General features: G+C 66.8%; 12 protein-coding genes. 5 read left to right on the forward strand and 7 right to left on the reverse strand.

Going from position 1 to position 14,136, the window contains the following annotated elements; all coding sequences use genetic code 11:
- The first annotated feature begins 140 nt into the window (after nt 1-140).
- Nucleotides 141-2,426, forward strand: coding sequence for a transglycosylase domain-containing protein (locus tag ACFYW8_RS30460; RefSeq protein ID WP_389083836.1), 2,286 nt, complete (start codon nt 141-143; stop codon nt 2,424-2,426).
- A 196-nt stretch (nt 2,427-2,622) separates the two neighbouring features.
- Here ACFYW8_RS30460 and ACFYW8_RS30465 read toward each other — a convergent pair whose 3' ends face one another.
- Nucleotides 2,623-3,087 carry a GatB/YqeY domain-containing protein gene (locus ACFYW8_RS30465; RefSeq protein WP_365878282.1) on the reverse strand — a complete coding sequence of 155 codons (465 nt, stop codon included), beginning with the start codon at nt 3,085-3,087 and terminating at the stop codon, nt 2,623-2,625.
- 88 nt (nt 3,088-3,175) lie between these two features.
- On the opposite strand from ACFYW8_RS30465, the gene ACFYW8_RS30470 reads away from it, so the two are divergent.
- The 3 genes from ACFYW8_RS30470 to fxsT all read left to right on the forward strand — a co-directional run bounded on the left by ACFYW8_RS30470 (nt 3,176) and on the right by fxsT (nt 7,922).
- Entirely contained in the window at nt 3,176-4,621 is a 1,446-nt protein-coding gene (locus ACFYW8_RS30470; RefSeq protein ID WP_389083843.1) for a recombinase family protein, read from the forward strand.
- A 188-nt stretch (nt 4,622-4,809) separates the two neighbouring features.
- Entirely contained in the window at nt 4,810-5,283 is a 474-nt protein-coding gene (locus ACFYW8_RS30475) for a hypothetical protein (protein WP_389083848.1), read from the forward strand.
- Between the two features lie 188 nt (nt 5,284-5,471).
- Nucleotides 5,472-7,922 (forward strand): FxSxx-COOH system tetratricopeptide repeat protein, encoded by a 2,451-nt coding sequence (gene fxsT, locus ACFYW8_RS30480; RefSeq protein ID WP_389083853.1) that lies wholly within the window; start codon nt 5,472-5,474, stop codon nt 7,920-7,922.
- Nucleotides 7,923-8,133: 211 nt separating this feature from the next.
- Here the strand turns inward: fxsT and ACFYW8_RS30485 are convergent, their stop codons facing one another.
- The 6 genes from ACFYW8_RS30485 to ACFYW8_RS30510 form a co-directional block, all read right to left on the reverse strand.
- Entirely contained in the window at nt 8,134-9,582 is a 1,449-nt protein-coding gene (locus ACFYW8_RS30485) for a replication initiator (RefSeq protein WP_389083859.1), read from the reverse strand.
- Nucleotides 9,583-9,946: 364 nt separating this feature from the next.
- Complete coding sequence (locus tag ACFYW8_RS30490; RefSeq protein WP_389083864.1) at nt 9,947-10,138, reverse strand: hypothetical protein; 192 nt, start codon at nt 10,136-10,138, stop codon at nt 9,947-9,949.
- Nucleotides 10,131-11,315: an FtsK/SpoIIIE domain-containing protein gene (locus ACFYW8_RS30495; protein ID WP_389083869.1), complete on the reverse strand. Its 1,185-nt coding sequence runs from the start codon at nt 11,313-11,315 to the stop codon at nt 10,131-10,133. The genes ACFYW8_RS30490 and ACFYW8_RS30495 overlap by 8 nt, the downstream gene beginning before the upstream one ends.
- A 149-nt stretch (nt 11,316-11,464) precedes the next feature.
- Nucleotides 11,465-11,647 (reverse strand): hypothetical protein, encoded by a 183-nt coding sequence (locus ACFYW8_RS30500; RefSeq protein ID WP_389083874.1) that lies wholly within the window; start codon nt 11,645-11,647, stop codon nt 11,465-11,467.
- Nucleotides 11,647-11,883: a hypothetical protein gene (locus ACFYW8_RS30505; protein WP_389083877.1), complete on the reverse strand. Its 237-nt coding sequence runs from the start codon at nt 11,881-11,883 to the stop codon at nt 11,647-11,649. The genes ACFYW8_RS30500 and ACFYW8_RS30505 overlap by 1 nt, the downstream gene beginning before the upstream one ends.
- Nucleotides 11,883-12,254 carry a hypothetical protein gene (locus ACFYW8_RS30510; protein WP_389083883.1) on the reverse strand — a complete coding sequence of 124 codons (372 nt, stop codon included), beginning with the start codon at nt 12,252-12,254 and terminating at the stop codon, nt 11,883-11,885. The genes ACFYW8_RS30505 and ACFYW8_RS30510 overlap by 1 nt, the downstream gene beginning before the upstream one ends.
- A gap of 222 nt (nt 12,255-12,476) precedes the next feature.
- On the opposite strand from ACFYW8_RS30510, the gene ACFYW8_RS30515 reads away from it, so the two are divergent.
- Nucleotides 12,477-13,211 carry a GntR family transcriptional regulator gene (locus tag ACFYW8_RS30515; protein WP_389083888.1) on the forward strand — a complete coding sequence of 245 codons (735 nt, stop codon included), beginning with the start codon at nt 12,477-12,479 and terminating at the stop codon, nt 13,209-13,211.
- Nucleotides 13,212-14,136 lie beyond the last annotated feature (925 nt).

Consider the following 14,136-nt stretch of genomic DNA (forward strand, 5'->3'; position numbering starts at 1 on the left):
CTCCACAAGAGCGCGGAACCTCCGGAACGATTCGGGGTCGCCGGACGTATTGATACATGGCCGCACTGCTGTGACAGTTGAGAGCAGCTTAGGCCAAGGCATATACGCGTGTCCGGCGAATGAGAACGTAGGCTGCCCTCATGCCAAAGAAGCGCTCGGGCGGTGGTCTGTCCCCTACGCAGCAGGCCGCCAAGTTCCTCGGTGTCAGCGTGCTCGCGGGCGCCGTCATGGCCGGAATCGCGCTGCCCGCCGCGGGCGCGCTCGGTCTTGCGGCCAAGGGCTCGGTCCAGGGGTTCGACGACATTCCGGACAATCTGAAGAGTCCGTCGCTGAGTCAGCGGACCACGATCCTGGACAGCAAGGGCGGTCAGATCGCCACGGTCTACTCGCGGGACCGCACAGTGATCGACATCAAGAACATCTCGCCGTACATGCAGAAGGCGATCGTCGCGATCGAGGACTCGCGCTTCTACCAGCACGGCGCGATCGACCTGAAGGGCATCCTGCGCGCGGTCAACCAGAACGCGCAGAACGGCGGGGTGGCGCAGGGTGCCTCCACCCTGACCCAGCAGCTGGTGAAGAACTACTTCGTGGAAGAGGCCGGCGACGACCCGACCAAGGTCGCCCAGGCCACCCAGCAGACCATCGGCCGCAAGATCCGCGAGCTCAAGTACGCGATCCAGCTGGAAGAGAAGCTGGGCAAGAAGAAGATCCTCGAGAACTACCTGAACATCACGTTCTTCGGGGAGCAGGCGTACGGCATCGAGGCCGCCTCCCAGCGCTACTTCTCCAAGCCCGCCAAGGCCCTGAACCTCCAGGAGTCGGCGCTTCTCGCGGGCATCGTCCAGTCGCCGAGCCGGTACGACCCGGTCAACGACGAGGAGGAGGCCACCAAGCGCCGCAACACCGTCCTGCAGCGCATGGCGGAGGTACATGACATCTCCCAGGAGCAGGCCGACGCCGCGAAGGCGACGAAGCTCGGGCTGCACGTCAGCCAGCCGAAGAACGGCTGTATCACGGCCATCAAGGGCGCAGGCTTCTTCTGCAAGTACGTGGAGCACGTCTTCCTGAGCGAGCCGGTCTTCGGCAAGACCAAGGAGGAGCGGGCGAAGGTCTGGAACCAGGGCGGCCTGACGATCCGTACGACGCTCGACCCGCAGTCCCAGGCGTCGATCCGGGCGTCGCTGAAGGATCACGTCTACAAGTCCGACAAGGTCGCCGCGGCGGCCACCCTGGTCGAGCCCGGCACCGGGAAGATCCTCGGGATGGGCCAGTCGAAGCCGTACGGCTACGGAAAGAACGAGACCGAGTACAACTACTCGGTCAACTACGACATGGGCGGCTCGAACTACGGCTTCCCGACCGGTTCGACGTTCAAGCCGTTCGTGGCCGCGGCCGCGCTGGAGCAGGGCCGTCCCGCGACGCAGGAATACTCCTCGCCGAACTCGATGCCGTACCCCAGCCCCGTACAGACCTGCGGCAGCAAGCCGTGGACGAACCAGGCGAACGAGAAGGTCCCGAACGAGAGCGCGTCCGAGAAGGGCCCGTATCAGCTGAAGGAGGCGATGGCCAAATCGGTCAACACCTACTTCGTGCAGATGATCTCCGACATCGGCCTCTGCCCCGTGATGAACCAGATCGACAAGCTCGGTGTGGTCCAGGGCAACGGCGACAAGCTCCCCCAGGTGCCCTCCATCGCCCTGGGCGCCAAGGGCATCTCGCCGCTCACCATGGCCACGGCCTACGCGGCGTTCGCCTCCCGCGGCATGTACTGCACCCCGATCGCGATCGAGTCGATCAGCCAGCAGATCGGCGGGCGCGACAAGTCCCTGGACGTGCCCAAGTCGACCTGCTCACGGGCCATGTCCGAGCAGACCGCGGACACGGTCAGCACCCTGCTGAGCGGCGTGATCGACTCCGGTACGGGCCAGCAGGCCGGTCTCACCGACCGCGCCAACGCGGGTAAGACGGGTACCACCGACGAGCGCAAGAACGCCTGGTTCGTCGGCTACACGCCCAACCTCTCCGGCGCCGTCTGGGTCGGCAGCGCCACCCAGCAGGTCCCGATGACCAGCATCCGGATCGGCGGCGTCTTCCACGACAAGGTGTACGGCGGTCAGGTCCCCGGCCCGATCTGGCGGGACCTGATGACGGGCGCGCTCGCGGGCAAGGACGCACCGTCCTTCAACCTGGTCAACATTCCCGACCCCGTGAAGGACAAGGGCAAGGGCGACGGCCAGGACGACGGGAACAACGGCCGCCACGGCGGGAACGGGAACGGCGGCAACGGCAACGGCAACACCATCGTCGGCCAGACCGACGGTGGAGTGGTCTTCCCGACGCCCTCCTTCTCCATTCCCCAGGGATGGATCCAGGGCAACACGAACAGCGGCAACGGCAACGGCAACGGCGGTCAAGGCAACTGACCGTACGCCGGAACCGGGCGCGTGAGCGCCTGAACGCCCTGTGGGCCAGGAGTCGATCCTGGCCCACAGGGCGTTCAGCGTGAGCCGACCCCGGGACCGGCAGTGGAGTCGTTCGACCCGGGAACGGGCGCTGGATCGGCCGACCCCGGGACCGGCAGCGGCCGCAGCGTTGTCCCAGCCTCGCCTCAGCCTCGCCTCAGCCTGCGAGCAACTGCTTCACGACGGCGGCGACACGGCCGCCCTCGGCCAGGCCGGCCACCTTCGGGTTCACGATCTTCATGACCTGGCCCATGGCACGCGGGCCTTCGGCACCCGCGGCCTTCGCCTCCCCGACGGCCTGCGCGACGATCTGCTGAAGCTCCTCGTCGGTCAGCTGCTTGGGCAGATACGTGGCGAGCAACTCGCCCTCCGCCCGCTCCCGCTCGGCCGACTCGGGGCGCCCGCCCTGCGTGAAGGCCTCGGCGGCCTCACGACGCTTCTTCGCCTCGCGGGCGATCACCTTCTGCACCTCGTCGTCGGAGAGTTCGCGCTTGGTCTTGCCCGCGACCTCCTCGTTGGTGATCGCGGAGAGGGTCAGCCGGATCGTCGAGGAGCGGAGCTCGTCGCGCCCCTTGATCGCGGCGTTGAGGTCTTCCTGCAACTTCGACTTGAGCGTGGTCATGGTTTATTCATAGCCTTTTGTCATGGACCCGGTCAACGAGATATCGCAGGTCACAAGCGACTCGGCACGACTCCGCAAGTTGGCCCGGATGACCGAAACTCAAAAGGCCCGACGCGGACGTACCGACTGGACGGGAGAACCGGCGGCGATCTACTGCCGGATCTCCCACGTGAACGATGACGACCAAACGGGCGTCGACCGACAAGAGCGTATCTGCCGTGACATCGCGGAACGGCTCGGAGTCACCGTCAGCCACGACATGATCTACGTGGACAACAACCGATCGGCGTGGCAGCGCAACCGAAAACGCAGGGGTTGGGACGAGCTGTTGGAAGCCGCACGGTCCGGCCACGTCCGCCACATCCTGACGTATCACCCCGACCGCCTGATGCGTCAGCCGCGCGATCTCGAAGAGCTTCTACAGATCGCGGACGACCACAACATCACGCTTCACGGCGAAGCGAACCAGCGCGATCTAGCCGACCCCGATGACCGCTTCTTCCTCCGCATCGAGGTGGCGCACGCCTGTCGGTCCAGCGATGACACCTCCCGACGGCTCAAGGACGCGTTGATCGACCGCGCCCAGGACGGCAAGCCGCACACCGGTAAGCGCCGGTACGGATACGACAAGAGCGGCACGGCCATCATCGAGGCAGAAGCCGAGATCGTGCGCGAGATTTTCGTCCGCTACCTCAACGGCGACTCGACCACGGTTCTCGCCGTTGACCTCAACCGCAGGCAGGAGTTAACGGCCCTCGGACTGGAGTGGAACACGTACAACGTGGACACGGTCCTACGCAGTCGGCACGTCGCAGGCATTCGCGTCTTCCGCGGCGAGGAGATCGGCCAAGGTGACTGGCCCGCGATCGTGGAGCGCGGCATGTGGGACGAGGTCCAGGAGCGGAGGAGCTACCGAGCTGCGGCCAGCCGGGGCAGGTTCGTCGCGAAGCACCCGTACATCCTCCGGGGACTCGTGATCTGCAAGGGCTGCGGAAATCGCATGGGAGGCAGCGGGGGCAAGTACATGTGCAACCGTCAGCGGCGGAACGACTCCCTACGTTGTTACCGCACGGCAAGCGGTGCTCCACTCGAACAGTTCGTCACTGACGCCGCGATCAAGCTCCTCGAACGTCTCGACGTATCGGGCGACGAAAGTGCGTCCGTCCTCTCCGCGGAGGATCAGGCCTCCATGGAGGCCGACCGCGAAGAACTCTCGGAACTCCGCGACATGTGGAACAAGCGGGAGCTGAAGACCAGCGAGTACAGGGCGATGAAGAAGACAGTGGAGACGCGGATCTCCAAGGTCGAGAAGAAGTTGGTCGTACGGCCGGCCGCGGAAGTCCTCCACGGGTTGATCGGGCCCGATGCACGGCAGAGCTGGACGAGGCTGAAGGAGGCCGAGGACTACGCACGCATGAACGCAGTGCTCCGGTTCCTCTTCGCCGCCGTGATCATCGAGGAGGGATCGTCCAAGGGCAGGTACTTCGACTTCGGACGCGTGGAGATCGAACCGAACCCGTTGTCGGTGACGTGAGCCCGCATCAAGCGTTGGCAGCGTCGCTGGCTCATCCTTGACCGCTGTCTGCCCTAGCTGACAGACGAAGCTGGGCTATTGGTAACAGGTCTGTCATGAACCGCAATAGGGCAGATGTCCGCGGAGGCGCGTCGATACGGTCGCACTGTCATACCTCCGAGCACGTTAAGGGGTTGCGGGTGACAGGCGTGGAGATCGCGGTCGGGTATGTGTTCGCGTGGGCGGTGCGTAAGGCCCGCCGGGTAGCCGGGCGGGCGGACGGGGAAGTCGACCGGGGCCTAGATGCGGGCATGGACCGGCTGCATGACTTGGTGAGCAGCAAGCTCGGTCAGGACCCTGCGCTGGAACGAGCCCGGGAGGAGGCCGAAGCCGGGCAGGAGGAGCCTTCGGAGCGCACCCGGCGTCGGTTGACGGACTCCCTGGAGGATGCGGCCGAACGCGACACCGCCTTCGCCGAAGCCGTGACGGAACTGGTCAGGGAGCTGCAGGACGCGGCTGCCGCCGCGGGGGGCGGTGGGGTGTCGGCGTCAGGTGACGGGCAGGCCGTTGGCGGGAACGTGAACGTCCATGCCGAGAGCGGGTCGGCTGCCGCGCTGAAGATGGGGGACGTAGCGATCGGGTCCATCGCAAACCCTCCGCAGCCGGGTACGGCCCAGGGCTGACCGTCCCCGGCACCAGCACCCGCCCACCGGCTCACCCGCACCTCGCCGTCGGCATCACCGGTTCCGGTGGCACGGTCATCGCCGCTACAGACGGCAGCGTCGCCGCCGGGAAGGTCCGTGAGCTGCACACCCACCGGCACGAGCACGCCGCGGCGCGCCAGCCAGCGGCGTGGCCGCATCAGGTGGGCGTGATCCCGCTACGAGCGGGCTGCTTCCAGGACAGGGCCGAAGTGGCCCGGTTACGGCAGGCACTGGCTGGCGGCGGGACCGCGGTCGTCGGGCCGACGGACGCGGCGCTGGTGGGTGGGGTGCTGGCGGGGATGGGCGGGGTCGGCAAGACCCAACTGGCCGCCGACTACGCCCGCACCGTCTGGCAGGCGGGCGAGCTGGATGTGCTGGTGTGGATCACTGCGAGCAACACCAGCACAGCCGCGTCCGGGTACACGCAAGCTGGCATCGAGATCCTGGGAGCCGAACCGGAGCAGGCGGAGAAGGCGTTTCTAGCGTGCCTGGAACCCAAGGCCCAACAGCGCCCGATGCGGTGGCTGGTGATCCTGGACGATGTCGCCGACCCGGCCGACCTCAACGGATTGTGGCCGCCGACGAGTCCGTACGGGCGGACCCTAGTCACCACCCGCCGAAGAGATGCCGCACTGACCGGCGACGACCGGCGCCTGATCAAGGTCGGCCTGTTCACCGAAGCCGAATCCCTGACCTACCTCACCGCCGCGCTGGCCGCCCGCAACCGGACTGAACCCGGCCGTGAGCTGGCCGCCCTCGCCGACGACCTCGGACACCTACCGCTGGCCCTGTCCCAGGCCGTCGCCTACATCATCGACGCAGGCATCGGCTGCGCCGCCTATCGGGCCCTGCTCGCCGACCGCGCCACGAAACTCACTGATGCGACCCCCGACGCTCTGCCCGATGGCCAGACCCACACCACAGCCGCCGCCTGGGCCATGTCCATCGACCGCGCCGACACCCTGAACCCTGCAGGCCTGGCCCGGCCGCTGCTCCAACTCGCCGCATTCCTGGATGCCAACGGCATCCCCGAAACCGTCCTGGTCAGCCCACCTGCCCTCACTTATCTCACCAGCCACGCCACAACTGCCGACGCCAAGCGGGACCAGGCCACCCCCGAACAGGCCCGGCGCGCGCTGCGAGTGCTGTACCGGCTCAGCCTGATCGACCAGACCCCCACCACCCCCTACCAGACGGTCCGGATCCACCAGCTCATCCAGCGCGCCGTCCGCGACAGCCTCACCCCCGACCAGCGCGACCGGAGCGCCCGCAGCGCCGCCGACACCCTGACCGCGGCCTGGCCCAACATCGAATACGACACCACCCTCGCCCAGACCCTGCGCGCCAACGCCACAGCCCTAACCGCCTGCGCCGAAGACGCGCTGCACCGTCCCGACACGCACCCGGTGCTGTACCGGGCAGGCCGCAGTCTCGGCGAAGCCGGACAGGTCACGGCCGCCCGCGACCACTTCCATCACCTCAACAACACCACCACCTCCCGCCTCGGTCCCGACCACCCTGACGCCCTCAGCGCCCGCCTCAACCTTGCCCATTGGCGGGTTCACGCAGGGGACGTGGTCGGCGCCGCAACCGCATTCGCCGAACTGCTCGACGACCAGGTGCGGGTACTGGGACCCGACCATCCCCACACCCTCACCACCCGACACAACCTCGCCTACTCACGAGGTCTGGCGGGGGATGCAGCCGGCGCCGCAACCGCATACGCCGAACTACTCGACGAACATGTGCGGGTACTGGGACCCGACCACCCCCACACCCTCACCACCCGACACAACCTCGCCTACTTGCGGGGGGAGGCGGGGGATGCAGCCGGCGCCGCAACCACATACGCCGAACTACTCGACGACCGAACGCGAGTGCTCGGACCCGACCACCCCAACACCCTCACCACACGGTCCACCCTTGCCCGTTGGCGGGGGGAAGCGGGAGATATGACGGGCGCCGCAACCGCATACGCCGAACTACTCGACGACCGAACGCGCGTACTGGGACCCGACCACCCCAACACCCTCACCACCCGACACAACCTCGCCTACTCACGAGGTCTGGCGGGAGATATGACGGGCGCCGCAACCGCATACGCCGAACTACTCGACGACCGAACGCGAGTGCTGGGACCCGACCACCCCGACACCCTCTCCACCCGGCACAACCTCGCCTACTCACGGGGGGAGGCGGGGGATGCAGCCGGCGCCGCAACCACATACGCCGAACTACTCGACGACCAGGTGCGGGTACTGGGACCCGACCACCCCAACACCCTCGCCACCCGACACAACCTCGCCTACTCGCGAGGTCTGGCGGGGGATGCAGCCGGCGCCGCAACCACATACGCCGAACTACTCGACGACCGAACGCGAGTGCTGGGACCCGACCACCCCGACACCCTCAAGACTAAGGGCAATCTCGCCCACTTGCGGGGGGAGGCGGGGGATGCAGCCGGCGCCGCAACCACATACGCCGAACTACTCGACGACCGAACGCGAGTGCTGGGACCCGACCACCCCAACACCCTCTCCACTAAGGGCAACCTCGCCTACTGGCAGGCCCAGGCGGAGGACGGAGATGCAATGTTGGGAAACGATGATCGCTCGTGAAATACGAGAAACTGCATGACGTTACCGCAGAGACCGACCGTCACCCGTGCCGGGTACACGACCGTGCAACGCACACTCCCCTTGAGCCCCTCACGATCGCTCTGGCCCTCGGGGCGGATTGAGCAGGACAGCCAGGCGCCGCGCCTTCTCAGGGGCGATCTTCCTCGGGAAGCGAGAACAGACCCTCTCCAGGTGAAATGCTCGCTCAGCGTCAAGGTCCCGTCTCTGTGGCACGCCCCCTCCCCCGCGCCCTGATCTCCTCGCGAGCGATGTCCCTCAGTTGGGCAAGGTCCTCCGCTATCCCCGCCGCCACCTCCGCTTCACCGGGCGTGTGACCGGAGCCCACGTATCGCCAGGAAACGTCGCTCACCGCAGGTTCAGGAACCTTCTCTCCGCTCCTCTTGTGATCAGCACGCTCGGTCCGCAGAGCGGCGTAAGTGGTCGAGTACCGGCGAGACTTGGTGAGGACGTGCCCCCGGTAGCCCAACGTGTGGGCCCAGGCCCGAAGCGACAGCCGATCGAGTTCGCCGAGCCGTCCGAGACGCCAGCACGTACCCATAAGGGCCCGTGTGTGGGCCGACACGGGGAGAAGATCCAGTTCCTCGTACGAGGTGATCGGACGGTCCGTGCCGCCCACATCGCCGACGCTCTTGGATACGTACTTCGCCACGTACGCGGCTACGGCCTGATCAGTGACGGGCCCGTCATCCAGCGCCCGGCGTATCGGGTGCACGTCGAGTTGAGTCCCCCACCGAAAGACGCGCTCCCCGAGAGCGAACACGTACGGCATGGAGGCTTCCACAGCGGGCACGGCGGCTCGCACGGCGGCTTCAAGGACGTGTACCGATGCCCAGTCGGGTGGAGCCGCCTCAGGCCCGCCAGGGCCGTCGACGCGAACGACCGCGTGGAAGTGGACGGCTCCCCTGCGTTGGTACTCCGCGACCTTGGCGAAGCTCAGTCTCAGATGTTCGCCGATCCGGGATTGCGTGATGCCGGCCGCAGTGGCGAGCTGACGGCGAATGGCCCTCGTGGTCCGATTCCATAGTTCGCCCGCATGGGCGTGCCAGAGCACGTGGCCTGTGTAGTCGTAGCACTCCGGGCAGAGTGGCTGACCGACTGCGCCGTCGTCAGAAGCGTGCGCAGCGCCGCAGGAGAGCGGTCGTCCGTGCCCGCACCGTGTGCCGACTGCGCGGGGTCGGCAGGGTTCCCCGTCACTGGTCGCGCGGTGCACCGCCCCGAAGGAAGGCGCGGTGAGAGTGACGAAGAGCCGCGGGTGACTCGCGACTGTCGAGGGAATCCCCTTGCCCCCGAGTAGTCCCGAGCGCACCAGGTGGAAGGTGTCCCCGGAGTGGAGCCGGGAACACGGCTGACAACGGGAGTCACGCCGGTTGCGGCACCGCACCGGCAACCGCCCGCCGGGTTCGTCGTCGGTGTCGTAGTGGCGCAGCACCTGCCCCGTGTCCGGATGGATCACGGTCGTACGGCCAGCTAGGTAGATCGGGTGGGCGCACCCTCCGGTGGCCTTGATCTGTTCGAGCCAGCGCGGAAAGCCAGGTTCGTTGGCGAGACGTATCAAGTCCCGTTCTGTTTCGGAGAGTCCACGCAGACGCTCCGCCCGGTGAAGAGCAGAGCGCCGCGCGTCAGCGGTCGTGAGATGCATGCAGGGGCGGTGACCTTTCAGCGCGGGTAGCCGGACGGGCTACGCGGACACGACTGCGCGGGCGGCAATGCACGTTGCTCCTCAAGGAGTTGGATCTGGGAAGGTCAGGAGTGCCCGGAACACGTACCGACCAGGACACCGAGAAGGACGATGAGAGCGAGGAGCGAAAGGAACCGGGGCATGGGCAAGACCTCCCCTCAGGCCACGGCGTACGGGAGTTGATCAGCCCTTGTGCCGTCGTTGGTCACGACAGCAGCGGCACCGCCGCAGGTGTCCCCCGCGGGTACGGAGTCGGACGCGGCGGCAATACGGACAGCGGATGTATCGATGGGGCATGGGTGCCACCTACCGGGGCCGAGGCCAGTCAGACCGAGAAGCGGGCGAACACCCAGGCCACGAACTCTGAGACCATGAAGAAGGCCGGAGTCTGACCGAGGTAGAACCCGAAGAGACCGATCAGCACGGCAACCCACCACGGCACCTCGCGCGAGCGGACGAGCAGCACCGTGATCACGCCGAAGAAGACCACGTAGGACAGTGCTTGACCATCAGTCATGAGGCCCGCCCCCGGCTTTCACGGCTGCGGCCAAGTCGGGCAGGTCCGGGCGACGATCTGCATTGAGAGCGGCGTAGTGGCGCACCTCGTCGGGCGACAGCAGGAGCGAGCGAGCCCGGACCCAGTGACCACCGATCGTCGTTACTGCCACGCCCTTTTCGTCTTCCGTGATCGCTTGAGCTACGGCAATCGCGTCCGGAGACAGATCGCCCAACGCCATCTCGGCCGAGGCCTCATCGTTGACCCGGTGACATATCCGGCCGCCGAGTTGCGCCCGCAGTGCAGTGACACCGGGGCCGAGTTCGGAGCCGAATCGCTGAGCCGCCACCACGAGGTGAATCCCGAGAGCCGCGCCGAGCTGGGCAAGGCGCAGGAGCGCTGTCGAGCACTCCACGGCTTCCTTCCGGCCGGCCAACGTCGCACCCGACAGGTACAGCTCCGCGATCTCGTCGACCAGGACCACGATGGGCACGGGCCGTTGATCGTCGGAGAGATCCCAGATGGATCGGGCCCCAGCTGCGCGGCACATCGCCATACGAGACTCAGCTTCCGCGGTCAGCGCGTTCAGCAACCCGATGGCCTCGCGTCGATTGGTCGCCAGAGCCGAGAGCCGCTCGACGAAGAGAGAGAACTCCATCCCGCCCTTGCAGTCGATCCCCACAAGGGCGACCGGCTGCGCGCCCAGGTGCGTCACGAAGGCAGCGAGGAGCGTGGATTTCCCCGACTGCGTTGCGCCAACGACCAGCCAGTGAGGGACCTTGCGCAGGTCGATGGTCCAAGCCGAGCTGTCTCCGGTACGGCCGACGACCGCAGCCATGAACCGTGGCGCGGGATACAGCCGCCTCACCGGATCTCCGGCAAGAGGATCACGTGCCGTCGCAACGATCAGCACTTCGCCCCGCTCCGGTGAGATCACCCGCACCGAGTGAACACGCCAGGCGTGCACGATCGCTTCCGTCGCGGCGATGAACTGCGCCGGGGTCTGGCCGGGATGCAGCCGAACCCTTACCGACAGGCCGGCGCCGAGTCGATTGATCTTCGGCACACCCAGACGAGGCGGAATCGGCCGTAGCGCCGTTCCTCTGACCATCACGTCACGCCCGACCACGGTGTAGCGCGGGCGCCGGGCTACGGCGAGATCGGTGTTCTGGCAGAGCCGCCGCCAGGTGAACCACATACGGCATGCCGTGATCGGGAACCCGACGAAGTACCAGCCCCACGGCACTCCGCCCAGGTGCCGGCGAACTCGGGGCTCCCAGTACGACTGCGTCAGAAGTCCCGCGCACAGCAGAGCCGTAACCGTCCAAACGATCAGCGTGCCGGACGTCAGCGCCCACCATCCCGGTTCATGCGATCCCGCTGGTCGAGCACCATGAGCACCTGACGGCCGTTGTCCGCCGCCGAGTCCGCATGGGTGATCACCAGCGCGAGAACGTCCTTGATCATCGGACCGTCGCGCAGTGCCGACAGCAGCGAGTCACAGCCCGCAAGCACACGGAGATCTCTCATCAGCCCTTTGACCGCGTCGTCGTCTCGGAGCGCCACCAGTCCTCACCGCCTCTCTCGCGAGCGAGGACGAAGCGCGCCATCTCGGAGGCTTCCGTCGTGTCCTTGGCGAGCCGTTCCAGCGAGATCAGACGCGTACTACCGCTGGGGCGCATGGAGTCGATGAGGTGAGCGACCGTCGCCAGGCTCAACAAGCGGTCGTGCAACGCCTCCCAGTCCCAGTCCGGGGGTAAGGCCATCAGCCCTCACCTCCTGGAGACTTGCTCCGTGCCGGAGCCGTCCCGCCCAGGCCCGAAGCTCCGTTCGGCGTGACCGACGAGGCCCGGAACGACGTCCCCTTGCGTCCCTCGATCTCCCAGGCGACCGCGACCAGGTCCGCCACGTGTACGCGAGTCCCCTCCTCGATCCCCCTCGGTTCGTTGGGCACGGCGACTTCGATCACGTCCGCACGCCGGTTGTCCCGCTGCCGGACCGAGATCCCGACGACGTAGATCGTGTTGCCGTCGCGATCCTTCCGGACCTCACCCGTCTCTTGGTTGACCCTCGGTTCGGGCGGGACCACGCACATCAGCGCGCCGAGTCGCCCCACGTCAACCGGGATGTTCTGCATGGGCACTCATGCCTCTCAGTTCGATCCCCGCGAGCCGCGATATTTGCAATCGCGTACTCATCCTGATGAGTAGTGAGCATGACTCACCACGGCTGACGTTGGCAAGCACTTAAGCTGACGAGTGTGGGGCGAACCTGCCCTAAAGTGCAGCGCAGACCGCAGGCCGGCGGAACGCCGTAGGGAGAACAGAGCATGCCCGGGGACATCGTTCGACCAAGCGCCATGTACAAGCAGCTGGCTGATCGACTTGCTGAAGCAATCGCCGGGGGCGAATACCAACCGGGCAGCATGCTCCCGAGCGAAACTCAGCTCATGGAGCGATACGGAGTCTCCCGACCCACCGTGCGCTCAGCCATCGCGGAGCTGCGCTCCATGGGCCTGGTCGAGAGCCAGCACGGCAAAGGCTCCTTCGTTCGCACGCACGGACTCCCGGCAGCAGTCATCGAGCGCACGATCACCCGCAGCGGCAAGGCTTTCGCCCTCGGGTGGCCCGCCGACGAGGTGGACTTGCCCGCCGTCACCCGCGGACGGACGACCGGCATCGCCGCAACTCTGCTGGAACGCGACGACGAAGACGCGTTCATCACGGATCGCATTGTGGCCGACCCCGCAACGGGCGCCCGCGCGGCTCATCGCACCTACATCCCGTTCGATGTGGCCGAGCAAGTGCCGGAACTGGCAAAACGTCCGGACGCCGAGCCTTCCGACGTCTACGCAGCGCTAGCCGCAGCCGGACACGCTCTCACGTGGACCGAGACCGTCACCGCCCGCAGCGCCCTCCCCAACGAGCGCGCCGACCTCAACCTGACCGACGGCACGCCCATCCTGATCACCTACCGCGTGACGGCCACCGCCGACGCTCGCCCCCTGATTCTCGAAGAGTTGCGTGTCAGCGCCGACCGCGCTCAACTCGCCTTCCACATCAGCGTGAATCAGAGCGCGTCGCCCAAGTCCTGATCGGTCTAAGCCGTCTCTACTTACTCAAGGGCGCGCCTGCGGCGCGCCGGTCGGCCAGGCGCATCGGTCGGGCTGCGGCGTAGCCGCCGGTCCCGACCGAGCCCCCGCCGCCCGGCAGTCAGTACGCACCCTGGAGACAGAGAGGCCCGCGGATGGTCGAGGACCTGTCACCCAGCGCTCAACGAGTGCATGCGTCTGCGTGCTTCCGCGCCTGAAACTTGGCGGGCGAGACGCCGGGGGCGTAAGCGTTGAGACGACAGCCTGAACACGTCACCCATTGATGGCCGTTCGCGTCCTCTTCCACACGCACCTTGCCGCGCCCACGAGTTCGTAAGGGCGATCCGATCGTCTTACGCGTCATCCGTTGGCCTCCCGCATGCTCCGCTCATCCATGGTGAGAGCAAACGCATCGGGGCACCAGTGAGCACCAGTGAGGTACGCGACTTTGCGTCAGTGCGTACACACCGATCGGCCGCGGTCGACGTGAAGAGTTACGAGCCGGCCTCGGGGCCCCAGAACTCCGGGCCGGCACCTCGCCAGTCGATCGGGGGCGAGGTAGCGACCTCATGCGGCTCGACCTCAAGGCCCGCGCGACGCAGGAACTCGGAAAGGTCTTCCAGGCCGTAAGCAAGACCGAGGATCTCCCCCGTCCACGCATACCCGACGGCCCCTGTAGGAGAGGGCGGAGCCACGATCACCCGCAAAGAACTGGGCATAGATCCAGGCTCGCCCGAGAGTCCTGGACCCGCATCCTGGGACCCGATGCCCTCCTGACCCTGCAAAAAACCCAGGCCGCACGGGGCTGGGGCGGTCAGCTCCACGGCTTTAGACCAAGCCCGGGAAGTTAGGGGCTGGTGCCGTTCGTCAAGGTGATCCTTGGTGTGATGGTGAATCTCGTAGTGATGCAGCGTTTTGCCCAACTCTT

The sequence above is a fragment of the Streptomyces sp. NPDC002742 genome (genome assembly GCF_042888885.1).
GTDB lineage: Bacteria > Actinomycetota > Actinomycetes > Streptomycetales > Streptomycetaceae > Streptomyces.

Bases quoted from the DNA above. Each gene is read 5' to 3' on its own strand.
- ACFYW8_RS30460 (WP_389083836.1), top strand. From the start codon at position 141: ATGCCAAAGAAGCGCTCGGGCGGTGGTCTGTCCCCTACGCAGCAGGCC.
- ACFYW8_RS30465 (WP_365878282.1), bottom strand. From the start codon at position 3,087: ATGACCACGCTCAAGTCGAAGTTGCAGGAAGACCTCAACGCCGCGATC.
- ACFYW8_RS30470 (WP_389083843.1), top strand. From the start codon at position 3,176: ATGACCGAAACTCAAAAGGCCCGACGCGGACGTACCGACTGGACGGGA.
- ACFYW8_RS30485 (WP_389083859.1), bottom strand. From the start codon at position 9,582: ATGCATCTCACGACCGCTGACGCGCGGCGCTCTGCTCTTCACCGGGCG.
- ACFYW8_RS30490 (WP_389083864.1), bottom strand. From the start codon at position 10,138: ATGACTGATGGTCAAGCACTGTCCTACGTGGTCTTCTTCGGCGTGATC.
- ACFYW8_RS30495 (WP_389083869.1), bottom strand. From the start codon at position 11,315: ATGTGGTTCACCTGGCGGCGGCTCTGCCAGAACACCGATCTCGCCGTA.
- ACFYW8_RS30500 (WP_389083874.1), bottom strand. From the start codon at position 11,647: ATGAGAGATCTCCGTGTGCTTGCGGGCTGTGACTCGCTGCTGTCGGCA.
- ACFYW8_RS30505 (WP_389083877.1), bottom strand. From the start codon at position 11,883: ATGGCCTTACCCCCGGACTGGGACTGGGAGGCGTTGCACGACCGCTTG.
- ACFYW8_RS30510 (WP_389083883.1), bottom strand. From the start codon at position 12,254: ATGCAGAACATCCCGGTTGACGTGGGGCGACTCGGCGCGCTGATGTGC.
- ACFYW8_RS30515 (WP_389083888.1), top strand. From the start codon at position 12,477: ATGTACAAGCAGCTGGCTGATCGACTTGCTGAAGCAATCGCCGGGGGC.